The organism is Enterobacter sp. SA187 (assembly GCF_001888805.2).
GTDB lineage: Bacteria > Pseudomonadota > Gammaproteobacteria > Enterobacterales > Enterobacteriaceae > Enterobacter_D.
Genome location: NZ_CP019113.1, coordinates 4,280,262 through 4,306,685, shown reverse-complemented (window position 1 = coordinate 4,306,685; position 26,424 = coordinate 4,280,262). Strand labels below are relative to the sequence as shown.

22 protein-coding genes are annotated in these 26,424 nt (G+C 58.7%); 16 read left to right on the top strand and 6 right to left on the bottom strand.

Going from position 1 to position 26,424, the window contains the following annotated elements; all coding sequences use genetic code 11:
- Nucleotides 1-60 precede the first annotated feature (60 nt).
- Nucleotides 61-1,200: a 3-phenylpropionate MFS transporter gene (locus BMF08_RS20550; protein ID WP_072569357.1), complete on the top strand. Its 1,140-nt coding sequence runs from the start codon at nt 61-63 to the stop codon at nt 1,198-1,200.
- On the opposite strand, the gene csiE is transcribed toward BMF08_RS20550, so the two are convergent.
- Complete coding sequence (csiE, locus tag BMF08_RS20545; protein WP_072569356.1) at nt 1,184-2,461, bottom strand: stationary phase inducible protein CsiE; 1,278 nt, start codon at nt 2,459-2,461, stop codon at nt 1,184-1,186. The two genes, BMF08_RS20550 and csiE, sit on opposite strands and share 17 nt — an antisense overlap.
- A 126-nt stretch (nt 2,462-2,587) precedes the next feature.
- Here csiE and BMF08_RS20540 point away from each other — a divergent pair, with 126 nt between their 5' ends.
- Together BMF08_RS20540 and BMF08_RS20535 are read left to right on the top strand one after the other, a co-directional pair.
- Nucleotides 2,588-3,226 carry a DUF1007 family protein gene (locus tag BMF08_RS20540; RefSeq protein ID WP_072569355.1) on the top strand — a complete coding sequence of 213 codons (639 nt, stop codon included), beginning with the start codon at nt 2,588-2,590 and terminating at the stop codon, nt 3,224-3,226.
- A complete protein-coding gene (locus BMF08_RS20535; protein WP_072569354.1) occupies nt 3,217-4,197 on the top strand; it encodes a nickel/cobalt transporter in 981 nt (326 codons plus the stop codon). The genes BMF08_RS20540 and BMF08_RS20535 overlap by 10 nt, the downstream gene beginning before the upstream one ends.
- 148 nt (nt 4,198-4,345) lie before the next feature.
- On the opposite strand, the gene suhB is transcribed toward BMF08_RS20535, so the two are convergent.
- Nucleotides 4,346-5,149, bottom strand: a complete 804-nt coding sequence (gene suhB, locus BMF08_RS20530) for an inositol-1-monophosphatase (RefSeq protein ID WP_072569353.1) — start codon at nt 5,147-5,149, stop codon at nt 4,346-4,348.
- A gap of 120 nt (nt 5,150-5,269) precedes the next feature.
- Here suhB and trmJ point away from each other — a divergent pair, with 120 nt between their 5' ends.
- The 11 genes from trmJ (at nt 5,270) to sseB (ending at nt 13,914) form a co-directional block, all read left to right on the top strand.
- Complete coding sequence (trmJ, locus tag BMF08_RS20525) at nt 5,270-6,001, top strand: tRNA (cytosine(32)/uridine(32)-2'-O)-methyltransferase TrmJ (RefSeq protein ID WP_072569352.1); 732 nt, start codon at nt 5,270-5,272, stop codon at nt 5,999-6,001.
- A gap of 193 nt (nt 6,002-6,194) precedes the next feature.
- Nucleotides 6,195-6,686 (top strand): Fe-S cluster assembly transcriptional regulator IscR, encoded by a 492-nt coding sequence (gene iscR, locus BMF08_RS20520; protein WP_072569351.1) that lies wholly within the window; start codon nt 6,195-6,197, stop codon nt 6,684-6,686.
- Between the two features lie 141 nt (nt 6,687-6,827).
- Entirely contained in the window at nt 6,828-8,042 is a 1,215-nt protein-coding gene (iscS, locus tag BMF08_RS20515; RefSeq protein WP_072569350.1) for a cysteine desulfurase, read from the top strand.
- A 27-nt stretch (nt 8,043-8,069) separates the two neighbouring features.
- Nucleotides 8,070-8,456 (top strand): Fe-S cluster assembly scaffold IscU, encoded by a 387-nt coding sequence (gene iscU / locus BMF08_RS20510; RefSeq protein WP_064327000.1) that lies wholly within the window; start codon nt 8,070-8,072, stop codon nt 8,454-8,456.
- Between the two features lie 11 nt (nt 8,457-8,467).
- A complete protein-coding gene (gene iscA / locus BMF08_RS20505) occupies nt 8,468-8,791 on the top strand; it encodes an iron-sulfur cluster assembly protein IscA (protein ID WP_072569349.1) in 324 nt (107 codons plus the stop codon).
- A gap of 77 nt (nt 8,792-8,868) precedes the next feature.
- Nucleotides 8,869-9,384, top strand: coding sequence for a co-chaperone HscB (gene hscB, locus BMF08_RS20500; RefSeq protein WP_072569348.1), 516 nt, complete (start codon nt 8,869-8,871; stop codon nt 9,382-9,384).
- Nucleotides 9,385-9,398: 14 nt separating this feature from the next.
- The gene (hscA, locus tag BMF08_RS20495; protein ID WP_072569347.1) at nt 9,399-11,249 is read left to right on the top strand and encodes a Fe-S protein assembly chaperone HscA; all 1,851 of its coding nucleotides are present in this window, start codon (nt 9,399-9,401) and stop codon (nt 11,247-11,249) included.
- A gap of 1 nt (nt 11,250) precedes the next feature.
- The gene (gene fdx, locus BMF08_RS20490; RefSeq protein WP_072569346.1) at nt 11,251-11,586 is read left to right on the top strand and encodes an ISC system 2Fe-2S type ferredoxin; all 336 of its coding nucleotides are present in this window, start codon (nt 11,251-11,253) and stop codon (nt 11,584-11,586) included.
- Between the two features lies 1 nt (nt 11,587).
- Entirely contained in the window at nt 11,588-11,788 is a 201-nt protein-coding gene (gene iscX / locus BMF08_RS20485; protein ID WP_064544436.1) for a Fe-S cluster assembly protein IscX, read from the top strand.
- 57 nt (nt 11,789-11,845) lie between these two features.
- Nucleotides 11,846-13,135, top strand: coding sequence for an aminopeptidase PepB (pepB, locus tag BMF08_RS20480; protein WP_072569345.1), 1,290 nt, complete (start codon nt 11,846-11,848; stop codon nt 13,133-13,135).
- A gap of 2 nt (nt 13,136-13,137) precedes the next feature.
- The gene (sseB, locus tag BMF08_RS20475) at nt 13,138-13,914 is read left to right on the top strand and encodes an enhanced serine sensitivity protein SseB (RefSeq protein WP_072569344.1); all 777 of its coding nucleotides are present in this window, start codon (nt 13,138-13,140) and stop codon (nt 13,912-13,914) included.
- A gap of 155 nt (nt 13,915-14,069) precedes the next feature.
- On the opposite strand, the gene BMF08_RS20470 is transcribed toward sseB, so the two are convergent.
- From BMF08_RS20470 to BMF08_RS20450, 4 genes are all read right to left on the bottom strand, one after another.
- Complete coding sequence (locus BMF08_RS20470) at nt 14,070-14,840, bottom strand: MurR/RpiR family transcriptional regulator (RefSeq protein WP_072569343.1); 771 nt, start codon at nt 14,838-14,840, stop codon at nt 14,070-14,072.
- 18 nt (nt 14,841-14,858) lie between these two features.
- Nucleotides 14,859-15,704 carry a 3-mercaptopyruvate sulfurtransferase gene (sseA, locus tag BMF08_RS20465; RefSeq protein ID WP_072569342.1) on the bottom strand — a complete coding sequence of 282 codons (846 nt, stop codon included), beginning with the start codon at nt 15,702-15,704 and terminating at the stop codon, nt 14,859-14,861.
- A gap of 221 nt (nt 15,705-15,925) precedes the next feature.
- Nucleotides 15,926-17,287, bottom strand: a complete 1,362-nt coding sequence (locus BMF08_RS20455; protein WP_072569340.1) for a 6-phospho-alpha-glucosidase — start codon at nt 17,285-17,287, stop codon at nt 15,926-15,928.
- A gap of 11 nt (nt 17,288-17,298) precedes the next feature.
- Entirely contained in the window at nt 17,299-18,843 is a 1,545-nt protein-coding gene (locus BMF08_RS20450; protein WP_072569339.1) for a PTS transporter subunit EIIC, read from the bottom strand.
- Between the two features lie 283 nt (nt 18,844-19,126).
- On the opposite strand from BMF08_RS20450, the gene BMF08_RS20445 reads away from it, so the two are divergent.
- Together BMF08_RS20445 and pbpC are read left to right on the top strand one after the other, a co-directional pair.
- The gene (locus BMF08_RS20445; protein WP_072569338.1) at nt 19,127-24,076 is read left to right on the top strand and encodes an alpha-2-macroglobulin family protein; all 4,950 of its coding nucleotides are present in this window, start codon (nt 19,127-19,129) and stop codon (nt 24,074-24,076) included.
- Nucleotides 24,063-26,402 carry a peptidoglycan glycosyltransferase PbpC gene (pbpC, locus tag BMF08_RS20440; RefSeq protein WP_442778368.1) on the top strand — a complete coding sequence of 780 codons (2,340 nt, stop codon included), beginning with the start codon at nt 24,063-24,065 and terminating at the stop codon, nt 26,400-26,402. Before BMF08_RS20445 ends, pbpC begins: the two co-directional genes overlap by 14 nt.
- Nucleotides 26,403-26,424 lie beyond the last annotated feature (22 nt).

Here is a 26,424-nt window from a genome sequence, read left to right as displayed (position 1 = left end):
CGCTCACTTGTGTTTACCGCCGTTTATCGCCAGACTACCGCCACCATTCAGGAGGAAATCATGGTTCTGCACTCCACGCGCTGGCTGGCGCTCGCCTACTTCACCTATTTCTTTAGCTACGGCATCTTTCTGCCTTTCTGGAGCGTCTGGCTCAAGGGCACCGGTTTAACGCCGGAAACCATCGGTATTTTACTGGGCGCAGGCCTGGTGGCACGCTTCCTTGGTAGTCTGCTGATCGCCCCGCGCGTCAGCGATCCTTCCCGACTTATTACCGCGCTGCGGGTGCTGGCATTGCTTACGCTGCTGTTTGCGCTGGCATTCTGGGCAGGACATAGCGTCGCCTGGCTGATGGTGGTGATGATCGGCTTTAACCTGTTTTTCTCGCCGCTGGTGCCGCTCACGGATGCGCTCGCCAACACCTGGCAAAAGCAGATCACCATGGACTATGGCCGGGTGCGGGTATGGGGATCCATCGCTTTTGTGATTGGCTCGGCGGTGACCGGTAAGCTGGTGAGTCTGTACGATCATCAGGCGATTCTGGCGATGCTCACGCTTGGCCTGATCTCCATGCTGCTGGGAATGCTGCTGCGCCCGACGGTAATGCCGCAGGGACAAAGCCGCCAGCAGGAGGCCGCAGGCTGGCCGGCGTGGAAAAGCCTGATCCGCCAGAGCTGGCGTTTTCTGGCCTGCGTATCGTTGTTACAGGGAGCGCACGCCGCCTATTACGGCTTCAGCGCCATCTACTGGCAGGAGGCGGGCTATTCCGCCTCAACGGTGGGCTATCTCTGGTCGCTGGGCGTGGTGGCGGAAGTGGTGGTCTTTACCCTGAGCAATAAACTGTTCCGCCGCTGGAGCGCCCGCGATCTGCTGCTGCTTTCGGCGGTGTGCGGGGTGGTGCGCTGGGGGTTGATGGGCTGGACGACGGCGCTGCCAGGACTGGTGCTGATCCAGATCCTGCACTGCGGCACCTTCACCGTCTGCCATCTGGCGGCCATGCGCTATATCGCCGCCCGTCAGGGCGCTGAAGTGATCCGCTTACAGGCGGTTTACTCCGCCGTCGCCATGGGCGGCAGCATCGCGGTAATGACCGTCTTCGCCGGATTCCTGTTCCAGCATCTGCACCAGGGCGTTTTCTGGGTGATGGCGCTGGTGGCCTTACCGGCAATGGTGCTGCGTCCGCGCATCAGCCCTCAAGCATAACGCGGATATGGCTCTGCTGCTGCTCGCTCAGGGATCCGGCGGCATGGATTAGCGGGGCGGAGAACAGCGGCAGGGCGGTGGCGTAGGGGGTGACGATCAGCGCCACTTCCCGCGGCGCGCCTTCCTCCTGAAACGCTGCCAGGCTCAGGTGCTTAATATTGAGCGGCAATAGCGTCAGTTCGCGCAGTTGCAGCTCAATCTCCTGCTCAAGCTGCGGATCGTCGCCGGTGAGGATCAGCACCTGTTTTTCGTGCAGATCGCTCTCCTGCATCAGCCACGCGCCAAATATTACCGCCACCAGACCGGTTTCCTCCGGGCTAAAGCGCAGACCATATTCCTGCTCCATGCCGCCCATTACCTGTGTGGTGGTGCGCATCAGACGCGGATAGAGGCGGTGCATCTCCTCCGGCAGGGTGTCATCAATGCCAATGCCGAACAGACTGCGATCCAGCGCCTGCGCCAGATGGATATAGAGCTGATCCGCCAGCCCCTGCTCATCGCTGAAGCGCATACCTGAAAGTGCATGAAAGCGGCCAATCATCTGGTTTACCGCGCGGCGCAGCCGCAGGTCCTGCTGATGCCCGTCGCGCAGCGGATCCGGGGTGCGCAACAGCATAAACATCACCGCCAGGAACAGGTGTTCGCTGTCGTGGGGCATCTTCGCCACCCGGCGTTGCCAGTGACGCACAATGTCCTGGGCGGCGCGGTATTCTGCGCGGCTCTGCGCCCAGGCCTGCTGGACGGGATTAAACTCCGGGGTAAAGCCAAGCTGATGTTGCAGCAGGCAATACTGTAAATAGAGACGCAGAAACTGCACGTCGCGGCATTCAAACTGGCGCTGCAAATTGCGCGCGCAAAGATTAATCAGCGCCTGGAGATTGGTATCGTCATACAACGGACGGGCAATCTCGCTCTGTTTAAGGGCGGTTTTCAGGGCCGGGGTAAAATGATCGTTGATAAATTGCGGGCACAGGCGCAGCGCACGCCGCAGCCAGTGCACCAGGCACAGCCGCTGATCCAGAACGCTGCCCTCGATGCGATAACAGCCATCGGGCTGGGTGATGATATTCAGCCGATGATAACGCTGGATCTCCAGACCCGTGTCGGCTATATCTTGCCGGGTGACGGCACCATCCACACCGTTCAGTTCGCCAAGGCTTTCGGGCGTCAGAGCGTGTCCGGGCAACGACAACATCAGAAAAGCATGGCAGCGACGTTGTGGGCTGGAGAGGACAGATGGAGGGGTCATCACAAGGGTCATCTGCGTTGGCTCCAGTTAGGGGTTTTTGTTAAGAATAGCTAAAGGATGCGACGGCGAAAGCGCAAGCGGGGAGCTTTCCCTCAGGAATGCCGGGGAACATCACAGAATTTTTCACGTAAGGAACACATGCAAACAGTTAAACAATGCGCCGGTGCGCTCTTTCTCGCGCTTTTATCGCTGCCCGCGCAGGCGCATCCGCACAGCTTTATCGGCCTGCAGACGGCGCTGGTGGCGGACAACGGCCAGCTTACCGGGCTGCAAATGCGCTGGACGATGGATGAGATCACTTCAGCGGATCTGTTGTATGACGCGAAAGACGCAAAGCCGGGAGATGAGATCTGGAAAAAACTCGCCGCCGAAGTGATGGCCAATGTGCTGGGGCAGCACTATTTCACCGAATTCTGGCACAACGGCCAGAAGGTGAAGTTCCTCAATCGCCCCAGCCAGTACGGTATGGCGCGGGAAGGGCATCAGGCGGTGCTGACATTTGTACTGCCGCTGGCCGAGCCGCAGCCGCTCGCCGGACAGACCTACACCTTTTCCACTTTCGATCCCACCTATTATGTGGACATGAGCTACGCCCGGGATCAGGACGTGACGCTGCCCGCGGCGCTGCAAAAAAGCTGTCAGCTGAAGGTGGATACGCCGACGCCGGGCGAAGAAACCCTGAAGTTCGCGCAGTCGCTGGATAAAGAGGACGCGCCGCCGGAAGACATGGCGCTGGGACAACAGTTCGCGCAAAAGGTGACAGTAACATGTCAGTGATAGGCCAGACGATGAAACGCCCGCGACGCTGGACGGCGCTCTGGCCGCTGGCGCTGTTTATTATTGTGGCCGCCGTGTGCGGCATTTTGCTGTGGCAGCACTGGTCATGGATCCTGTATGAAAGCGTTGGCTGGCAGCGGGATGTCAACAGACGCATGAGCGGGCTGTTACAGGCCGTGGCGGATAATCCGGCAAGGGCAGGCGGCTCGCTGCTGGCCTTCAGTTTTCTTTACGGCGTGCTGCATGCGCTGGGGCCGGGGCACGGCAAAGTGGTGATCGCCACCTGGCTTGCCACCCATCCGTCAAAACTGCGATCCAGTATTGGCCTGACGCTGGCCGCTTCCTTATTACAGGGGCTGGTGGCGATTGCGCTGGTGGTGGTGGTGCTGACGCTGCTTGAGCTTCCCGCCCGGCAACTGCATATCAGCGGAGCCTGGCTTGAGAAAGCCAGCTATGCGCTGGTGGGTGTGCTGGGCGTACTGTTATGTGTTCGCGCGCTGAAAAAATTACGCCGCTTACTCCGGCGACCGACCTTTAAGTCCTTCACGCCGCATCATGTCCATGACGAGCACTGCGGCTGCGGGCATCAGCATCTGCCCACGGCGGATCAATTACAGAGCGGCGATGACTGGCGGGCGCGGCTGATGATCGTGCTGTCGATGGGGATGCGTCCCTGTTCCGGCGCGCTGATGGTGCTGCTATTCAGTAAGGTGATCGGGGTGTTTGGCTGGGGTATGGCGTCCGCAATGGCGATGGCGGCAGGCACCTCGCTGACCATTTCGTCGCTGGCGTTGCTGGTGCACAGTTTCCGCCAGTTAGCGGTGAAGCTTGGCGGCAATAAAGCGCCGGTATTGTGGCGGCAGATTGGCTGGACCACGCTGGCGCTGGCCGGAGGGGCAGTACTGGTGGTGGCGGCAGTGGTGATGTGGATGAGCGCGGTAACGCCGGTGCGGGGGTTAAGGCCGTTTTGATACCGCCGGATGGCGCTGCGCTTATCCGGCCTACATAACCCGCAGAACCACACAGTTCCGTAGGCCCGGTAAACGCAGTGCCACCGGGCAGAACCAGACAGTCCCGTAGGCCCGGTAAGCATAGCGCCACCGGGCAAAACCAGACGAATTAACGCTTCAGCGCATCGCTCAGTTCATCACGCATGTTCGCCAGCATGGCTTTCACCACGCGCGGGTTACCTGCCACGATGTTGCCGGTATGCATGTAGTTATGGTTGCCGGTGAAATCACACACCAGGCCGCCTGCTTCACGCACCAGCAGTTCGCCCGCGGCGAAATCCCACGGCTTCAGGCCAATCTCAAAGAAACCATCCACGCGACCGGCGGCAACATAGGCCAGATCCAGCGCGGCAGAACCGGTGCGACGGAAGTCAGCGCACTCGGTAAACAGTTTGCCGATCACGTTGATATAGGATTTGGAATGCTGTTTGGCTTTGAACGGGAAACCGGTCGCCAGAATAGTGCCGTCCAGATCGCGGGCGGTGCTGCCGCGCAGACGGTAGCCGTTCAGCTGTGCGCCCTGACCACGGGTAGAGGTGAAGAGTTCGTTACGCATCGGATCGTAAACCACAGCGACTTCAGTGCGGCCTTTAATACGAACAGCGATGGATACCGCGAAGTGCGGCAGACGTTTGATAAAGTTGGTAGTGCCATCCAGTGGATCGATAACCCATTGTACATCCTGATCTTCGCCTTCAAGCTCACCGCTTTCTTCGGTGATGATGGTGTGCTGCGGGTAAGATTTGCGAATGGTTTCGATAATCACTGCTTCAGCAGCTTTATCAACGTTAGTCACAAAATCATTGCTGCCTTTCTGGCTCGCTTCAACAGCGTCCGGGGTTTCATAGTTTTTGGCAATTAAATTACCCGCCTTGCGCGCTGCGCGCACGGCGATGTTCAGCATCGGATGCATCGGTCTCTCTCACTGGATGTTAAAGAACGGGGGAAAACGGCGCAGAGTATAGCAGCGAGTTCGTTATCTGTCTTCGGTTTATGATAATATGCGTGAATAATCTTTAGCCGTAGAAAACTTATGCTGCAAAATATCCGTATCGTACTGGTTGAAACTTCTCATACCGGCAACATGGGCTCGGTCGCCCGCGCCATGAAAACCATGGGCCTGACCAATCTCTGGCTGGTGAATCCGCTGGTTAAACCTGACTCGCAGGCCATCGCGCTGGCGGCAGGCGCCAGCGACGTGATCGGCAACGCCAATATTGTGGATACGCTGGATGAAGCGCTGGCGGGCTGTAGCCTGGTAGTCGGGACCAGCGCCCGTTCGCGTACCCTGCCGTGGCCGATGCTGGATCCGCGCGAGTGCGGCCTGAAAAGCGTCAGCGAAGGGCAACATGCGCCGGTGGCGCTGGTGTTTGGCCGTGAACGCGTCGGTCTGACCAACGAAGAATTACAGAAGTGCCACTATCATGTGGCCATTGCCGCCAACCCGGAATACAGCTCGCTGAACCTGGCGATGGCGGTACAGGTGATCGCCTATGAAGTGCGCATGGCGTGGCTTGCCACCCAGGAAAGCAGTGACGTGCAGCCAGAGGAAATCCCCTATCCGCTGGTGGACGATCTGGAGCGCTTTTACGGTCATCTGGAACAGACGCTGCTGACCACCGGTTTTATCCGCGAGAACCATCCGGGGCAGGTGATGAATAAACTGCGCCGCCTGTTTACCCGCGCGCGCCCTGAAGCGCAGGAACTCAATATCCTGCGCGGCATGCTGGCGTCGATTATTGAGCTGAAGAATAAAGAGAAGTAACGGTTGCTTGCCCGGCGGCACAGGCTTGCCGGGGAAGTTAATAACGACGGCACAGAAGGTCAAATACCTGACTAAAACAGTCAAGTAAATAGTTGACCATTTTAGTCGGGAATGTCAGACTTGCGCCTGCTATGCAACACTACATATTTTAATAACAACCCCGGGCAGGGGCGCGTTTGAGGTTAAGTAAGACATGAGACTAACATCTAAAGGCCGTTATGCCGTTACCGCAATGCTGGACGTTGCACTCAACTCCGAAGCTGGCCCGGTTCCGTTGGCAGATATTTCTGAACGTCAGGGTATTTCCCTTTCTTACCTGGAACAACTGTTCTCCCGCCTGCGCAAAAATGGCCTTGTTGCCAGCGTTCGCGGTCCAGGTGGCGGCTACCTGTTAGGCAAAGACGCCAACAGCATTGCCGTAGGCGAAGTGATCAGCGCCGTTGACGAATCCGTAGACGCTACCCGTTGCCAGGGTAAAGGCGGCTGCCAGGGCGGCGATAAATGCCTGACCCACGCGCTGTGGCGCGATCTGAGCGACCGTCTGACCGGCTTCTTAAACAATATTACGCTGGGCGAACTGGTGAATAACCAGGAAGTCATGGACGTGTCCGATCGTCAGCACAGCCAGGAATCACAACGTAATACCCGCGCGCAGGACGCTATCGACGTTAAGCTGCGCGCCTAGTTATCCGACTCGATTCGGATAATACATAAAAAATAAAGAATTTCTGAATCAGGCCGGGACCGCGTGTTCCGCCCCTTCGGTCGTACATCCAGCCGATTGCCTGATTCCTTGCATTAGAGTGATGTACGGAGCTTAAAAGCAATGAAATTACCAATTTATCTCGACTACTCCGCAACCACGCCGGTGGACCCGCGTGTTGCCGAGAAGATGATGCAGTTTCTGACCATGGACGGGACCTTTGGTAACCCGGCCTCCCGTTCCCACCGTTTCGGCTGGCAGGCGGAAGAAGCTGTTGATATCGCCCGTAACCAGATCGCTGAACTGGTTGGCGCAGACCCGCGTGAGATCGTTTTCACCTCGGGCGCGACAGAATCCGATAACCTGGCGATCAAAGGCGCTGCCAACTTCTATCAGAAAAAAGGCAAGCACATCATCACCAGCAAAACCGAACACAAAGCGGTTCTCGACACCTGTCGTCAGCTGGAGCGTGAAGGCTTTGAAGTGACCTATCTCGCCCCGCAGCGTAACGGCATCATCGACCTGAAAGAACTCGAAGCGGCGATGCGTCCGGACACTATCCTCGTGTCCATCATGCACGTGAACAACGAAATCGGCGTGGTGCAGGATATTGCGACCATCGGCGAACTGTGCCGCTCGCGTGGCATCATCTTCCACGTGGATGCCACCCAGAGCGTGGGTAAAATCCCGGTCGATCTGACGCAGCTGAAAGTTGACCTGATGTCCTTCTCCGGTCACAAAATCTACGGTCCGAAAGGCATTGGCGCGCTGTACGTGCGTCGTAAGCCGCGTATCCGTATCGAATCCCAGATCCACGGCGGCGGTCACGAGCGCGGTATGCGTTCCGGTACGCTGCCGGTGCATCAGATTGTCGGCATGGGTGAAGCCTATCGTATCGCCAAAGAAGAGATGGAAACCGAGATGGCGCGCCTGCGCGTCCTGCGTAACCGTCTGTGGGATGGCGTGAAGGATATGGAAGAAGTCTATCTGAACGGCGATCTGGAGCAGGGCGCGCCGAACATCCTCAACGTCAGCTTTAACTACGTTGAAGGCGAGTCGCTGATCATGGCGCTGAAAGACCTGGCTGTCTCCTCGGGCTCCGCCTGTACCTCTGCAAGCCTTGAGCCATCCTACGTGCTGCGCGCGCTGGGCATGACTGACGAGCTGGCGCACAGCTCTATCCGTTTCTCGCTGGGTCGTTTTACGACTGAAGAAGAGATCGACTACACCATCGAGCTGGTACGCAAATCCATTGGCCGTCTGCGCGACCTTTCTCCACTGTGGGAAATGTTCAAACAGGGCGTGGATCTCAACAGCATCGAATGGTCACATCATTAATCGGTTTCGGCATCAGGAGAATAGAAAATGGCTTATAGCGAAAAAGTAATAGATCACTACGAAAACCCGCGTAACGTTGGCTCTTTTGACAACAGCGATGACAGCGTTGGCAGCGGCATGGTGGGTGCACCAGCCTGTGGCGACGTTATGAAACTGCAGATCAAAGTCAACAACGACGGCATCATCGAAGACGCGCGTTTCAAAACCTACGGCTGTGGCTCTGCTATCGCGTCCAGCTCGCTGGTCACCGAGTGGGTGAAAGGTAAATCACTGGACGAAGCCCAGGCGATCAAAAATACCGATATTGCCGACGAGCTTGAACTGCCGCCGGTGAAGATCCACTGCTCTATCCTGGCAGAAGATGCGATTAAAGCCGCGATTGCGGATTACAAAAGCAAACGTGAAGCCAAATAGTTGAGGTTTGTATGTCGATTACCCTTAGCGACAGTGCTGCCGCGCGCGTAAATTCCTTCCTGGCCAACCGTGGAAAAGGGTTTGGCCTGCGTCTGGGCGTCAGAACCTCTGGCTGTTCTGGCATGGCGTACGTACTGGAGTTTGTTGACGAACCGGCGGCTGAAGATACCGTTTTCGAAGACAAGGGCGTGAAAGTCGTGGTCGACGGCAAGAGCCTGCAATTCCTCGACGGCACTCAGCTGGACTTCGTAAAAGAAGGCCTGAATGAAGGGTTTAAATTCACTAACCCTAACGTTAAAGATGAGTGTGGTTGCGGCGAAAGCTTCAACGTTTAATCGTGCCTGAACCAACAAACCCCACCTCAGCCCGCTGTGTGTGGGGTTTGCTTTAACTGATCAACCCCGGAATGGTTATGGACTACTTCACCCTCTTTGGGTTGCCCGCCGGTTATCACCTCGATATCCAGGCGATGACAGCTCGTTTTCAGGATCTGCAACGTCAGTATCATCCTGACCGGTTTGCCAGCGGCACCCCAGCCGAGCAGCTTGCCGCAGTACAACACTCCGCCACGATCAATCAGGCATGGCAAACGCTGCGCAACCCCTTAACGCGCGCCGAATATTTGCTGTCGCTGCAGGGTTTTGATCTCTCCTACGAGCAGCATACCGTGCGTGATACGGCGTTCCTGATGGAACAGCTTGAGCTGCGCGAAGAGCTGGATGAGATCGAACAGGCGAAGGATGTCGACAGGCTTGAAGCCTTTCAGACCCGCATCGGCACGCTGTACAACGCCCGTCAGCAGCAGATGATTGAACAGTTAGACGCGAAATCCTGGGACGCGGCCGCCGATGCTGTGCGCAAACTGCGTTTTCTCGATAAACTACGCAGCACGACAGAACAACTCGAAGAAAAGCTGCAAGATTTTTAATTTCGGAAGCTAACATGGCCTTATTACAAATTAGTGAGCCTGGCATGAGCGCTGCGCCGCATCAGCGTCGGCTGGCGGCAGGCATTGACTTAGGCACCACCAATTCGCTGGTGGCTACCGTGCGTAGCGGCCAGGCAGAAACCCTGCCCGACAGCGAAGGGCGTCACCTGCTGCCCTCGGTCGTGCATTATCAGCAGAACAATCACTCAGTGGGTTATGACGCCCGCGACAACGCCGCCCGCGATCCGGTCAATACCATCAGTTCGGTAAAACGCCTGATGGGGCGCTCGCTGGCGGATATTCAGGCCCGTTACCCACATCTGCCGTTGCAGTTGCAGGCCAGTGAAAACGGTCTGCCGATGATCGCCACCCCGGCTGGCTTGCTGAATCCGGTGCGCGTATCCGCCGATATTCTTTCCGCGCTGGCGGCACGCGCTAAAGAGGCGCTGGCGGGCGAACTCGACGGCGTGGTGATCACCGTACCTGCCTACTTCGATGACGCCCAGCGTCAGGGCACCAAAGACGCGGCGCGTCTTGCCGGGCTGCATGTGCTGCGCCTGCTTAACGAGCCGACCGCGGCGGCCATTGCTTATGGTCTGGATTCCGGCACCGAAGGGGTGATCGCGGTCTACGATCTGGGCGGCGGCACCTTTGATATTTCCGTCCTGCGCCTGAGCCGCGGCGTGTTTGAAGTGCTGGCTACCGGCGGCGACTCCGCGCTGGGCGGCGATGATTTCGATCACCTGCTCGCGGATCACATCCGTGAACAGGCGGGCCTGAGCGATCGCAGCGACAACCATCAACAGCGCGAGCTGCTGGATGCGGCCATCGCGGCGAAAATCGCCTTAAGCGACGCCGACAGCGTTGAAGTTAAGGTGGCGGGCTGGCAGGGCACTATCACCCGCGGGCAGTTTGATGCGCTGATCGCGCCGCTGGTAAAACGCACATTACTTTCCTGCCGTCGCGCGCTGAAAGATGCGGGCGTCGAGGCCAGTGAAGTGCTGGAAGTGGTGATGGTCGGCGGTTCAACCCGCGTGCCGCTGGTGCGCGAGCGCGTCGGCGAATTCTTTGGCCGCACGCCGCTGACCTCCATCGATCCCGATCGCGTGGTGGCAATTGGCGCGGCAATCCAGGCCGACATTCTGGTGGGTAACAAGCCGGACAGCGAAATGCTGCTGCTGGACGTCATCCCGCTCTCCCTCGGCCTCGAAACCATGGGCGGCCTGGTGGAGAAAGTGATCCCGCGCAACACCACCATTCCGGTAGCGCGAGCGCAGGAATTCACCACCTTTAAAGACGGGCAAACCGCCATGTCGATCCACGTGATGCAGGGCGAGCGCGAGCTGGTGCAGGATTGCCGTTCGCTGGCCCGCTTTGCGCTGCGTGGTCTTCCGGCGATGCCGGCGGGCGGGGCGCATATCCGCGTCACCTTCCAGGTGGATGCTGACGGGCTGCTTTCCGTCACCGCGATGGAGAAATCCACCGGCGTGGAAGCCTCTATTCAGGTCAAACCGTCGTACGGGCTGACCGACAGCGAAATCGCCACCATGATCCAGGATTCCATGAGCTTTGCCGGGCAGGACGTGAAAGCGCGTATGCTGGCGGAGCAAAAAGTGGAGGCGGCGCGCGTGCTGGAAAGCCTGCAAAGCGCGCTTGCTGCCGATGCCGCGCTGTTAAGCGCCGCAGAGCGTCAGGCCATTGACGACGCTGCCGCGCATCTGCGCGCGATGGCGGAAGGCGATGACACCGACGCAATAGAACAAGCCATTAAAAATACAGACAAACAAACCCAGGAATTTGCCGCTCGCCGCATGGACCAGTCAGTCCGTCGCGCGCTGAAAGGCCATTCCGTAGACGAGGTTTAACATGCCTAAGATTGTTTTTCTGCCTCATCAGGACCTCTGTCCGGATGGCGCAGTTCTGGAAGCGAATACTGGTGAAACCATTCTCGACGTGGCACTGCGCAACGGTATCGAGATTGAACACGCCTGCGAAAAATCCTGCGCCTGCACCACCTGTCACTGCGTGGTGCGCGAAGGTTTTGATTCGCTGAACGAGAGCACCGAAGACGAAGACGATATGCTGGACAAAGCCTGGGGGCTGGAGCCGGAAAGCCGCTTAAGCTGTCAGGCCCGCGTCGCCGACGAAGACCTGGTGGTCGAGATGCCGCGCTACACCATTAACCACGCGCGGGAGCATTAATATGGGCCTCAAGTGGACCGACAGCCGGGAAATCGGCGAGGCGCTGTACGACAGCCGCCCGGATCTGGATCCGAAAACCGTTCGCTTCACCGATCTGCACCAGTGGATTTGCGACCTGGAAGACTTTGATGACGATCCAAACGCATCCAATGAAAAAATTCTGGAAGCGATTCTGCTAGTCTGGTTAGATGAAGCAGAATAATTAAACGGGCTGCCTGCGGGCGGCCCTTTTAACATACAGGCCAGAAAGGATAAAAAAATGACAACTGAAGCCATGAACATCACCTTATCCACCGCGCCTGCCGACGCGCGCTGGGGCGAAAAAGCGACCTACAGCATCAATGCTGAAGGCATCACGTTGCATCTTAACGGTAAAGACGATTTAGGCTTGATCCAGCGTGCCGCGCGTAAAATCGACGGGCTGGGTATTAAACATGTGGCGCTGGCTGGTGAAGGCTGGGACGTGGATCGCAGCTGGGCTTTCTGGCAGGGTTATAAAGGGCCGAAAGGCAGCCGCAAAGTGGAGTGGGCCAGCCTGCCGGAAGCGGAGCAGAAAGAGCTGGACAGCCGCCGTAAAATTATCGACTGGGTGCGCGACACCATCAACGCCCCGGCTGAAGAGTTAGGCCCGGAGCAGCTGGCAGAGCGCGCGGTCGATCTGCTGAGCGACGTGGCTGGCGACCAGGTCAGCTATCGCATCACCAAAGGCGAAGATCTGCGCGAGCAGGATTACATGGGGATCTACACCGTGGGTCGCGGCTCTGAGCGCACGCCGGTACTGCTGGCGCTGGACTACAACCCGACCGGCGACAAAGACGCCCCGGTGTTCGCCTGTCTCGTCGGCAAAGGCGTGACCTTTGACTCCGGCGGCTACAGCATCAAACAAAGCGCCTTTATGGACTCCATGAAGTCCGATATGGGCGGCGCGGCCACCATCACCGGCGCGCTGGCCTTTGCCATCACCCGCGGGCTGAAAAAACGCGTCAAACTTTATCTCTGCTGCGCCGACAACCTGATCAGCGGCAATGCCTTCAAACTGGGCGATATTATTCGCTATCGTAACGGCAAAACCGTGGAAATCATGAATACCGATGCGGAAGGCCGCCTGGTGCTGGCTGACGGCTTAATCAACGCCGACAAGCAAAAACCGCAGATGATCATCGACGCCGCCACCCTGACCGGCGCGGCGAAAACCGCCCTGGGCAACGACTACCACGCGCTGCTGAGCTTTGACGACCAGCTGGCTAACCGTCTGCTGGCGAGCGCCGCTGCCGAAAACGAACCGTTCTGGCGTCTGCCGCTGGCGGAGATCCATCGCAGCCAGCTGCCGTCGAACTTTGCAGAGCTCAATAACACCGCCAGCGCGGCTTTCCCGGCGGGTGCCAGCACCGCGGCAGGTTTCCTGTCCCACTTTGTGGAAAACTACAAACAGGGCTGGCTGCACATCGACTGCTCCGCAACCTATCGTAAAGCGGCGGTTGAACAGTGGTCAGCAGGCGCAACCGGTCTGGGTGTGCGCGCCATCGCGAACCTGTTGACGGCGGAATAAGCATGTCGGAAACGAAAAACGAACTGGAAACCCTGCTTGAGCAGGCGGCCACGGAACCTGCACACCGCCCGGCATTTTTCCGGGCGCTGATGACGGCCACCGTCTGGGTGCCGGGTACGGCAGCAGAAGGGGAGGCCGTGGTCGCAGACTCCGCGCTGGAGCTTCAGCACTGGGAAAAAGATGACGGCACTTCGGTGATCCCGTTCTTTACCTCGCTGGAAGCCTTACAGCAGGCGGTAAGCGACGAGCAGGCATTTGTGGTGCTGCCGGTGCGTACGCTGTTTGAAATGACGCTGGGCGAAACCCTGTTCCTGAACGCCAAACTGCCGACCGGTAAAGAGTTCACGCCGCGCGAAATCAGCCATCTGGTGGGTGGGGAAGAAAACCCGCTCAGCCAGCAGGAAGTGCTGGAGGGCGGTACTTCGCTGTTGCTGTCAGAAGTGGCGGAGCCGCCCGCGCAGATGATCGATTCGCTGACCACGCTGTTTAAGACCCTGAAAACGGTGAGGCGCGCCTGGCTGTGCTCCATCAAAGAAGGGGCCGACGCGCCGGCGAATTTGCTGATTGGCATTGAAGCGGAAGGCGACATCGAAACGGTGATCCAGACCACGGGCAGCGTCGCCACTGACACCCTGCCGGGGGATGAACCCATCGACATCTGTCAGGTGGTAGAAGGCGATAAGGGCATCAGCCACTTTATGATGGCGCATATTACGCCGTTTTATGAAAAGCGCTGGGGCAGCTTCCTGCGCGACTTCAAACAAAACCGTATTATTTGATCACCATGTAGGCCGGATAAGGCGCTTGCGCCGCCATCCGGCGTACTGTCACGCGTCTTTGTAGGCCGGATAAGGCGCTTGCGCCGCCATCCGGCAAACTGTCACCCGATCTTTGTAGGCCGGATAAGGCGTTTACGCCGCCATCCGGCACAGTATCAACCGGTCGCTTCAAGCAACAGCAAATCCATCAGCAGCACCAGATTCGACTCAAACGAGGTCACGCCTGCGGCCTCGGCATCGTAATGCACCGCTTCGTCATACAGCGGAAAGTGCAGATCCGCCATCCCCGCCAGGGTATTCACCGAGGCGCGGGTAAAGGCCACCACCGTCATGCCGACATTCGCGGCGATCGTCGCCTTATCCACCACCTGCTCCGTTTCGCCGCTGCGCGATACGGCAATAAACACCTCATAGCGCGCCGCATTGCTGAGAAAAATATTGCGGCTGTCACCCGGTCCGGAAATAAACGCCGTTTTGCCCAGTACCTGTAATTTCTTGGTGAGGTATTCGGCGAACAGATAGGAAAACCCGGCGCCATAGAGAAAAAAGCTCTCTTTTTCCCGCAACAGCGCCGCGAACTGGCGGCGTTTTTCTTCCGTTACCCAGCGAAAGGTTTGCTGATAGTTGTTGATAAACTGGCCGAACAGCGCGGGCAGATCCGCGCTCAGCCCCGCCTCCACGCCGATATGTGGCGTGTCGGACAGCAGCTGCTTACAGTGCCAGATAAGCTCGCTGTAGCCGCTGAATCCGAGCTTGCGGCATAAACGCATAATGGTGGCGGTGGAAACGTAGGTCGCCTGCGCCAGATCGCGCACGGTCATTTTGCCCACCTGCAGCGGGTGCGCCGTCAGATGGGCCAGTACGCGGTACTCCGCCCGCGTCAGCGATTTACTGTGCGTCAGCAATGGCGCCAGTCGGTTATCCATATCCGTGGTTATCCTTGTTTATACCGGCTCAACGGGCAGGTCGTCCCGTGCGCCCCATTCACTCCATGAACCGTCGTACAGTTTGACATCGTTGACGCCAAGCGTTGCCAGCGCAAGGATCACCACCGCCGCCGTGACGCCGGAGCCGCAGCTGGCGATAATCGGCTGATGCAGATCCACACCCTGACGCGCAAAGATTTCTTTTAACTCATCGGTGGTTTTCAGCTCGCCTTCAATCACCAGATCCGGCCAGGGCACGTTAAGCGCGCCGGGAATATGGCCGCGGCGCAGACCGGGGCGAGGTTCGTCGGCTTCGGCGTTAAAGCGTGCCGCCGGACGGGCATCCACCAGCTGTGCTGTGCGTTCGTGGCTGACCAGCAGCACATCGGTCAGACGTTTTACACGATCGGCATCGAAGGTGGCCTCGAAATCGCTTTCCGCCAGCGTCACTTCACCCTCCTGTAGCGGCAGCCCGGCGCGCTGCCAGCCCGCCAGCCCGCCCGCCAGAATCGAGACGGTCTCAACGCCAAAGGCTTTCAGCATCCACCAGGCGCGCGGCGCGGAAAACAGGTTGCCTTCATCGTAGACCACCAGATGTTTACGGTGATCGACGCCCAGCTCGCGCATCGCCACCGCAAAGGCTTCGGCGCGCGGCAGCATATGCGGCAGGGGAGTGCTGTGATCGGAAAGAGCTTCGATATCAAAAAAAACCGCGCCCGGCAGGTGCCCGGCGCGGTATTCAGCGTTCATATCCCGCAGATGCTCCTGTCCGGCAGGGGCCATACGGGCGTCAATAATCTGGATTTCAGGATCATCACTGTGTTCGATGAGCCAGTCGGCTGCGACAAAATATGAGGTGGTCATGGTTATCTCCGTCAGCGTCTTTACCCGTCATACTTCAAGTTGCATGTGCGTTGGCTGCCTTCGTTCACCCCAGTCACTTACTTGTGTAAGCTCCTGGGGATTCGCTCAGTTGCCGCCTTCCTGCAACTCGAATTATTTAGGGTATGTATTAACGGATTGTCGGTGTTTTTTCTCACACCGACAAGTTCACCATCGCTAAGTCGCGAGCAAGCTTCAGAAAATCACACGGATTCTCCGTCTCGCCAGGCTTTTTTCAGCGCTGGCCAGTAGTCCTGATTTGCCTCGATCATGTCATCCAGAATCGCTTTCGCATGCTGCATGGTCGGCACGGTACGGTTAAGGGTGAAGGCCTGGAGCGCTTTCTCGTAGCTGCCTTCAATGGTGGCTTCCACCAGCAACTGCTCTGACGCCAGCTGTTGCATTAACAGCGTCTGGTGGAATAATGGCACCGCGCCCATGCGTATCGGCTCCGGCCCCTGCGAGGTGATGTACGCGGGCACTTCCACCATGGCGTCATAAGGCAGGTTCGCGATTGCGCCTTTGTTTTCCACAATCACCAGATGGCGCTGACGCAGGTTAAACGCCAGCGAGCAGGCCACATCGACGATAAAAGCGCCATGCACGCCGACGTGAAAGGCATCGGGCAGAATACCGGTACGCTGGTACTCTTCGGCGGCGGCAAACAGCTTTTTCTCGCGCCCGTTCATCACTTCATTGGCGCGGGTGATGTTCGGATCCTGATGTTCGACAATTTGATTCGGCATCAGGTAATACTGCAAATACGGGTTCGGCAGGTACTCCGGGAAGTGCTCCATAATCGGCTGGATGTTGCGCCAGGTTTTCACCCACGACGGATCCGAGTGCTGCGGATCGGTTTGCGCCGCATCTTCCGTCAGCAGGCCAAATTTCGCGATATGTCGACGCAGTTCCGGCAGACGATCTTCGCCATCCACCAGCACGCGGGTAAACCAGCCGAAGTGATTAAGGCCAAAATAATCCACCTCCAGCTTATGGCGATCCACCCCGAGAATTGCGCCCATATTACGCATGGCGGCGACCGGCATATCACAGATATTCAGCACCCGCGCATGAGGACGCAGACGGCGTACCCCTTCGGCAACAATAGCCGCCGGGTTGGAATAGTTGACGATCCAGGCGTCTTTATGGGCATAGCGCTCCACCAGATCGATCAGTTCCACCATCGGCAGAATGGTACGCAGGCCGTATGCCAGGCCGCCAGGCCCGCAGGTTTCCTGACCTACCACGCCGTGACGCAGAGGGATTTTTTCATCCTGCTCGCGCATTTTGTACTGACCGACGCGCATCTGGGCGAAGACGAAATGTGCGCCGCTAAAGGCCACTTCCGGATCGCTGGTGACGGTAAACCTGATGCTCTGGCTGTGATCGCGGATCACTTTTTCCACTACCGGCGCGATGGTGTTCTGACGCGCGGCGTCGATATCGTAAACGCGGATCTCCGCCAGCGGAAAATCTTCCAGGCGCACCATCAGGCTTTTTACGATGCCAGGGGTGTAGGTGCTGCCGCCGCCGGCGATAGCTAAAATAAAGGGAGGTTTAAACATGTTTGGCTCCTTTAGAGAAACGTCTCAACGGCTTCTCGCATTTTTTTGACATGCAGCCCGTAGACCACCTGAACGTTATTACCTTGTTTGATGATGCCCTTCGCGCCTGTCGCTTTCAGGCGGGGTTCATCAATGACGTCGACATCTTTTACCGTCACCCGCAGACGGGTGTAGCAGTTGTCGACCACGTCAATATTCTCGCGTCCGCCCAGCCCCAGCACGATGGCTTCGCCCAGCCCGCTGTTATTGCCTTTCGCCTGATACTCCTGCTTGCTGTACAGGCGCGTCTCCTGATCGTCCTCTTCACGCCCTGGCGTTTTCATATCAAAGCGGCGGATCAGGAAGCGGAAAATCACGAAGTAGAGGCAGAACATGATCAGCCCGACCAGGATATACATCGGCCAGTTAGACTTTTCGGTGCCGAGCGGCAGGTTATAGAGAATGAAATCAATGATGCCGTTCGCGCCGATAGCGTGTACGCCCAGCAGATAAAACAGCATCATGCCGATACCGGTAAGCACCGCATGCACCACAAACAGCAGTGGGGCGACGAACAGGAAAGAGAATTCGATGGGTTCGGTCACGCCCACCAGCAGGGAGGTTAACGCCGCCGGAATAAGTATGGCTTTTGCCGCCGCTTTACGCTCCGGCTTCGCGGTCATATACATCGCCAGCGCCGCCGCGGGCAGGCCGAACATTTTGCTGATGCCGCGCGCATCCCAGACCACGGTGCTGCTTAGCTGCTTAACATCCGGACAGGCCATCTCCGCAAAGTAGATATTACGCGCGCCCTGATACGTCTGGCCGCACACGTCTGCCGTGCCGCCCAGCTCGGTATACAGGAAGGGGGTATAGACAAGATGATGCAGACCGGTAGGCACCAGAATGCGCTCAAGGAAGCCGTAAATCGCTACGCCAATGGGGCCCGCGCCTTTGATCGCCAGCGCCAGCGTGCTGATACCGTGCTGGGCGAAGGGCCAGAGTTCGCTCATGATGACGCCCAGAATCATGGAAACCGGCAGCATAATGATGGCGACGAAGCAGTGACCGGAATAGATCGCCATCGCCCCGGCAAACTGCACCCCGGAGTAGCGGTTATAGAGATAACCCGACAGCGCGCCGGTGAGGATCCCGGCGAACACGCCCATCTCCAGCACCTGCACGCCAAGCACCATACTCTGCCCCGCGGCTTTCATCTGATCCGCAGGAGCCAGCTCGCCCTGCATTTGCAGCGTGACGTTCATGGCGTTGATAAAGACGACAAAGGTAACGAGACCAATCAGCGCCGCGTAGCCTTTATCCCGCGCGGCAAGGCCTACCGGAATACCGACGGCGAAGACCAGCGCCAGGTTAACCAGCACCGAAACCGCAGACTTAGCGATGAGCTGTCCGATGTTCTGAATAATCGGGTGACCGAGAAAAGGCACATACTCCGCCAGATTCCCGTTACCGAACACATTGCCAAATGCGATAAACAGACCCACAATTGGCAGGATAAGTACCGGACCATAAAGCGATTTACCGAAATTCTGTAGGGCATTAACGGCTCTTTTCATAACGTATTCTCTTATATGAACCGCGCACAACGGTGCGAAGACAGGATAACGGTAGCAGTCGCAAGCGGTGCTTATCCAGCTATCTTATTGTTTTAAAAACAAATGACGCATAACGTAACATGTAACGTTATGACCTGTGATCCACCTTACAATGGTGCATCAACAGGCGCAGGGCAATTTGCGAGGCGTCTTCCAGAGTCAGAATCTGACTTTGTATTTCAGCCGCTCGCGCATAATAATCAGCGTACCGTCGCGTAACGGGCTTTTGGGCAAGGGACACAGGATGAAACCGTTAAAATTAGCGGCGCTGTCAGTGGCATTACTGACAGCGCTCACCGTCGTGGGTTGTGATGACAACGATAAGCCGCAGGCAGCGCCTGCCAAAGCGGCAACCACAGCAGAGGCAAAACCCACCGCAAAACCTGATGCGGCGCAAAGGGAAAAACTGGCGGCGCAGAGCAAAGATAAAGCGCTGACGCTTATCGACGCCTCAGAAGTTCAGCTGGATGGCGCCGCCACCCTGGTGCTGACTTTCTCCATTCCGCTCGATCCGGATCAGGATTTCGCGCAAAACGTGCACCTCGTCGATAAGAAAAACGGCAAGGTCGACGGGGCATGGGAGCTGGCGCCCAACCTGAAAGAGTTGCGTTTACGCCATCTGGAGCCGAACCGCGAACTGGTGGTCTCCGTTGACTCTGGTCTGCTGGCGCTCAACAAAGCCACGTTCGGCGTCAATTACGAAAAAACCCTTACTACCCGCGATATTCAGCCCAGCGTTGGCTTTGCCAGCCGCGGATCGCTGCTGCCCGGAAAAGTCGTCGAAGGGCTGCCGGTGATGGCGCTGAACGTGAATAACGTCGACGTGAATTTTTACCGGGTGAAACCCGAGTCACTGCCCGCCTTCGTCAGCCAGTGGGAGTACCGTAATTCGCTCTCTAACTGGGAATCTGACGAACTGCTGAAAATGGCGGATCTGGTGTATACCGGCCGCTTTGACCTCAATCCGGCGCGTAATACCCGTGAAAAACTGCTGCTGCCGCTTGGCGAAATCAAGCCGTTACAGCAGGCAGGTGTCTATATCGCGGTGATGAACCAGGCCGGGCATTACACCTACAGTAATGCCGCCACCCTCTTTACGCTGAGCAACATCGGCGTGTCCGCGCACCGTTATCATAACCGGCTGGATGTCTTCACGCAGAGCCTGGAAAACGGCGGGGCGCAGCAGGGTATCGAAGTGATGCTGCTCAATGAGAAAGGGCAGACGCTGGCGCAGTCATTAAGCGACGACAAAGGCCACGCGACCCTGGAAACCGACAAAGACGCCGCGCTGCTGCTGGCGCGCAAAGACGGTGAAACCACGCTGCTCGATCTTAAACTCCCGGCGCTGGATCTGGCTGAGTTCGATATCGCAGGCGCGCCTGGCTACAACAAACAATTCTTTATGTTTGGCCCGCGCGATCTCTATCGCCCCGGCGAAACCGTGATCCTCAACGGCCTGCTGCGTGATACCGACGGTAAACCGCTGGCGGCGCAGCCGGTGAAGCTGGAAGTGGTGAAACCCGACGGCCAGGTGGTGCGCACGCTGGTGAGCCAGCCGCAGGACGGGCTGTATCAGGTGAATTATGCCCTTGATGCAAACGCCCAGACGGGCCTGTGGCACGTGCGCGCCAATACCGGCGACAACCAGTTGATCCAGTGGGATTTCCACGTGGAAGACTTCATGCCGGAGCGCATGGCGCTGGTGCTCGAAGGCAGTAAAACGCCGCTGGCGATGGCGGACAATGTGGACTTTAACGTCACCGGTTACTATCTGTATGGCGCGCCGGCAAACGGCAATACCTTGCAGGGACAGCTGTTCCTGCGTCCATTGCGTGAAGCGGTGAAAGCCCTGCCGGGCTTCCAGTTCGGTAACATCGCGGAAGAAAACCTCTCCCGCAGCCTGGACGAAGTACAGGCAACACTGGATGAAAAAGGCCATGGCCAGGTAAGCGTGGAAAGCCAGTGGCAGGAAGCGCACTCGCCGTTACAGGTGATTTTGCAGGCCAGCCTGCTGGAATCCGGTGGCCGCCCGGTCACCCGTCGCGTTGAACAGGCTATCTGGCCTGCGCAGGCGCTGCCCGGTATTCGTCCGCAGTTTGCCGCTAAAGCGGTGTATGACTACCGCACCGACACCACGGTCAATCAGCCGATGGTGGATGAAAACAGCAATGCGGCCTTTGATATTGTTTACGTCAACGCGGAGGGCGTTAAACAGCCGGTTTCCGGCCTGCAGGTGCGTCTGATCCGCGAGCGCCGCGACTACTTCTGGAACTGGTCAGAGAGCGAGGGCTGGCTGTCGCAGTATGACCAAAAAGATCTGGTCGAAGGCGAGCAGTCGCTGGATCTGCGCGCTGATGAAACGGGCAAAGTGACCTTCCCGGTGGAGTGGGGCTCCTATCGCCTCGAAGTGAAAGCGCCGGATGAAACGGTCAGCAGCGTGCGTTTCTGGGCCGGTTACAGCTGGCAGGATAACAGTGACGGGGCGGGCGCGGCGCGTCCCGATCGCGTCACCATGAAGCTGGATAAACCCGCCTACCAGCCTGGCGATACCATTAAGTTACATATTACGGCACCGGCCGCCGGTAAAGGTTACGCCATGGTCGAATCTGCCGCAGGCCCGCTGTGGTGGCAGGAGATCGACGTGCCTGCTGAAGGGCTGGATCTGGACATTCCGGTGGATAAAGCCTGGAAACGTCACGATCTGTACCTGAGTACGCTGGTGGTGCGTCCGGGGGATAAATCCCGCTCCGCCACGCCGAAACGCGCGGTCGGGCTGCTGCATCTGCCGCTGGGCGATGAAAACCGCCGCCTGAGCATTGCGCTGGATAACCCGCCGAAAATGCGTCCGAATCAGGATCTGACGGTTAAGGTGAAGGCCACGGTAAAAAATGGCGTGGTGCCGAAAAAGGTTAACGTTCTGCTTTCCGCCGTTGACAGCGGGGTGCTTAACATCACCGATTACGTCACGCCGGATCCGTGGAACGCCTTCTTCGGGCAGAAACGCTACGGCGCGGACATCTACGATATTTACGGGCAGGTCATTGAAGGGCAGGGGCGTCTTGCCGCGCTGCGCTTCGGTGGCGACGGCGATGAGCTTAACCGCGGCGGCAAGCCGCCGGTCAATCATGTGACCATAGTCGCGCAACAGGCGCAGCCGGTAACGCTGGATGAAAACGGCGAAGGCACCGTCTCAATGCCGATTGGCGATTTCAACGGCGAACTACGGCTGATGGCTCAGGCCTGGACCGACGACGATTTTGGCAGCAGTGAAAACAAAATTGTCGTCGCCGCGCCGCTGATTGCGGAACTTAATATGCCGCGCTTTATGGCGAGTGGCGATACCACGCGCCTGACGCTCGATCTCACTAACCTGACCGACAAACCGCAAACGCTGAATGTCTCCCTGAATACCAGCGGGCTGATTAGTCTGGAAGGCGCACAGCCGCAGCCGGTGAAAATCGCCCCGGGCGCACGCTTTACGATGCATATCCCGGTACGTGCGAAAGATGGCTTTGGCGACGGTGAAATCAACGCGCAAATCAGCGGCCTGACGCTGCCGGGTGAAACCTTCCCGGCGCAGCAAAAACAGTGGAAAATTGGCGTGCGTCCGGCGTACCCGGCGCAGACGGTCAATACCGGTATGCTGCTCAATCCGGGAATGAGCTGGACCGCGCCGACGTCAAGTCTCAGCGGATTTGCGCCATCAACCCTGCAGGGCCAGCTGTTGCTCAGCGGTAAGCCGCCGCTGAACCTGGCGCGCTATATTCAGGAACTGCGGGCCTATCCTTACGGTTGCCTGGAGCAAACCGCCAGCGGTCTGTTCCCGTCGCTCTATACCAACGCCGCCCAGCTGAAGGCGCTGGGTATTGTGGGCGACAGTGATGAAAAACGCCGCGCGGCGGTGGATATCGGTATCGCCCGTCTGTTGCAGATGCAGCGTGACGACGGCGGTTTTGCCCTGTGGGATAAAAATGGCGCAGAAGAGTTCTGGCTCACCGCCTACGTGACCGACTTCCTGGTCCGTGCCGGACAGCAGGGGTACAGCGTACCGACTGACGCCCTTAACAACGCCAACACCCGTCTGCTGCGCTACTTGCAGGATCCGGGCGTGATTGCCGTGCGCTACAGCGAAGATAGCGAGGCGAGCAAATTTGCCGTCCAGTCCTATGCCGCTCTGGTGCTGGCGCGTCAGCAAAAAGCCCCGCTCGGCGCACTGCGCGAGATCTGGCAGCATCACGATAAGGCGAATTCCGGCCTGCCGTTAATGCAGCTCGGCGTGGCGCTGAAGCTGATGGGCGACGAAGCCCGCAGCGGTCAGGCGTTCAAACTGGCGCTCAAAACCCCGCGTAAAGGGGGCGACCGCTGGACCGGGGATTACGGCAGCGCGCTGCGTGATAACGCTCTGATGCTGGCGCTGTTGCAGGAAAATAATCTGCTTAACGACGCGCAGAATCAGTTGCTGATGACCCTCTCTGAACAGGCTTATGGTCAGCGCTGGCTTTCCACCCAGGAGAGCAACGCCCTGTTCCTCGCTGGTAAATCCCTGCAGGATCTGCCGGGCACCTGGCAGGCGCAAACCTCTCTGGAGGCGGAAGCGCTGCACGGCAATAAATCCCTGACCCGCAATCTGTCGGGGGATCAACTGACCGCGCTGCAGGTGACGAACACTGCCGATACCCCGCTGTGGCTGCGTCTGGACACCACCGGTTATCCGGAATATGCGCCGCAGCCGTCGTCCAACGTGCTGCACATCGAACGCCGCATTTACGGTACTGACGGCCAGGCAACGACGCTCAGCTCGCTGAAGAGCGGCGATCTGGTGCTGGTGGCGCTGGAAGTGAACGCCAGCCAGAACGTGCCGGATGCGCTGGTGGTGGATCTGCTGCCAGCGGGCCTGGAACTGGAAAACCAGAACCTGGCCAGCAGCAGCGCCAGCCTTGAAGACAGTGGCGATGAGATCCGCAATCTGCTTAATCAGATGCAGCAGGCGGATATTCAGCATATGGAGTTCCGCGACGATCGCTTTGTCGCCGCCGTGGCGGTGAACGAAGGGCAGCCGGTGACGCTGGTTTATCTGGCGCGCGCGGTGACGCCGGGCACTTATCAGGTGCCGGTGCCGCAGGTGGAATCGATGTATGTGCCGCAGTGGCGGGCAACGGGAGCTGCAAGCGGCCCGCTGATTGTCACCCCATAACGTGAAGCAACATCGTTTATTGCGCTCCCGCTGGCTTTGGCTGCCGGGAGCGCTGTTGATCGTGCTGGCGATGGTCTGGCTCGCAGATCGGATCTGGCCGCTGCCCCTTACCGAGGTGCACCCGGCGCGCGTGGTGGTCAGCGAAGACGGCACGCCGCTGTGGCGTTTCGCCGATGCTGACGGTATATGGCGCTATCCGGTCACTATCGAAGAGGTATCGCCGCGTTATTTACAGGCGCTGATCCAGTATGAAGATCGCTGGTTCTGGCAGCATCCCGGCGTTAACCCGCTGTCGGTTCTCCGCGCGGCCTGGCAGGATCTGAGCTCGGGGCGGGTGGTGTCCGGCGGCAGTACGCTGACCATGCAGGTGGCGCGTCTGCTCGATCCCCACTCCCGTACCTTCGCCGGTAAAGCGCGGCAGCTGTGGCGCGCACTGCAACTGGAGTGGCATCTGTCCAAGCGCGATATTCTTACGCTCTATCTCAATCGCGCCCCCTTCGGCGGCACCTTACAGGGCGTGGGGGCTGCAAGCTGGGCTTATCTGGGTAAACCCCCGTCACAGCTGAGCTATGCGGAAGCCGCGCTGCTCGCAGTACTGCCACAGGCGCCGAGCCGTCTGCGTCCCGACCGCTGGCCGGAGCGCGCCCAGGCGGCGCGGGATAAGGTGCTGGCAAGAATGGCATCGCAGGGCGTGTGGTCGGCGCAACAGGTGCGGGAGTCGCGGGAAGAACCGGTGTGGCTATCACCCCGACAGATGCCGCAGCTCGCCCCGCTGTTCGCCCGTCTCGTCGCCGGAAAAACCCGTAGCGACAAGATTGTCACCACCCTGAACGCCGGGCTGCAACGCCAGCTGGAAGATCTGGCGCTGAACGTAAAAACCCGTCTGCCGCAGCGTAGTTCGCTGGCGATGATCGTCGTCGATCACACTGATATGAAAGTGCGCGGCTGGGTGGGATCGGTGGACATCAACGACGACAGCCGTTTCAGCCACGTGGATATGGTGACCGCCGTGCGATCGCCTGGCTCGGTGCTGAAACCCTTTATCTATGGTCTGGCGATAGACGACGGGCTGATCCATCCGGCCTCCCTGTTACAGGACGTTCCGCGTCTCTCCGGCGACTATCGCCCCGGCAACTTTGACAGCGGTTTTCACGGCCCGGTCAGTATGAGCGAAGCGCTGGTCAGATCGCTGAATCTGCCCGCTGTGCAGGTGCTGGAAGCCTACGGGCCAAAGCGTTTCGCCGGGCGTCTGCGTAACGCGGGATTACCGCTGATTTTACCGGCGGGAGCGGAGCCTAATTTATCGCTGATCCTCGGCGGGGCAGGGGCGCGCCTGGCGGACATTACCGCCGCCTACAGCGCTTTTGCCCGTCAGGGGAAAGCGGGCGCGCTGCGTCTACTGCCGTCCGATCCTCTGGCCGAACGTCCGCTACTCTCCCCGGGTTCGGCCTGGATCATCCGCCGCATTCTGGCTTCACAGGCGCAGCCGCTGCCGGACAACGCCCTGTCGCCGGTGGTGCCGCTGGCCTGGAAAACCGGTACCAGCTACGGCTACCGGGATGCCTGGGCGATTGGCATTAACGCCCGCTATGTGATCGGCATCTGGGTCGGCAGGCCGGACGGTACGCCGGTCGCCGGACAGTTCGGTTTCGCCAGCGCCGTGCCGCTGCTTAACCAGGTACATAATCTGTTGCAGGCGCAGTCGGTGAGCGGCAACGCGCATCAGCCTGTCGATCCGCGTCCGGCATCGGTGACGCGCGGCGTGATTTGCTGGCCGGGGGGACAGAGTTTGCCGCAGGGCGACAGCAACTGCCGTCGTCGCCTCGCCACCTGGCTGCTCGACGGCAGCGAACCGCCGACGCTGCTGTTACCGGATCAGGAAAGCGTTAACGGCATTCGTTTCCCCATCTGGCTGAATAAGGCGGGCGAGCGGGTGGCGGCGGACTGCCCGGACGCCACGCAAAAGACGCTCATCGTCTGGCCGCGGCCGCTTGAAGCCTGGCTGCCGGCGGGGGAGCGTCGTGCCGCCAGATTGCCGCCCGCTTCGGCGCAATGCCCGCCGCCTGCGCAGAATGCCGCCGCGCCCTTGCTGTTGACCGGCGTACGGGAAGGGGCGTTGATTCGCCGTCTGCCCGGCGAGGCGCAGGTTTCGCTGCCGCTGTATGCCCCCGGCGGAGAAGGACGCCGCTGGTGGTTTATCAATGGCGAAGCGTTAAATGAGTCGTCCGCAAGATTAACCCTGCAACTGACGAAGGCGGGCAGCTACCAGATTGTGGTTATGGATTTATCAGGGCAAATGACGGCAGTAAGCTTCGAATTGCGCTAAAAAGTCAGAAAAATAAGCCTGA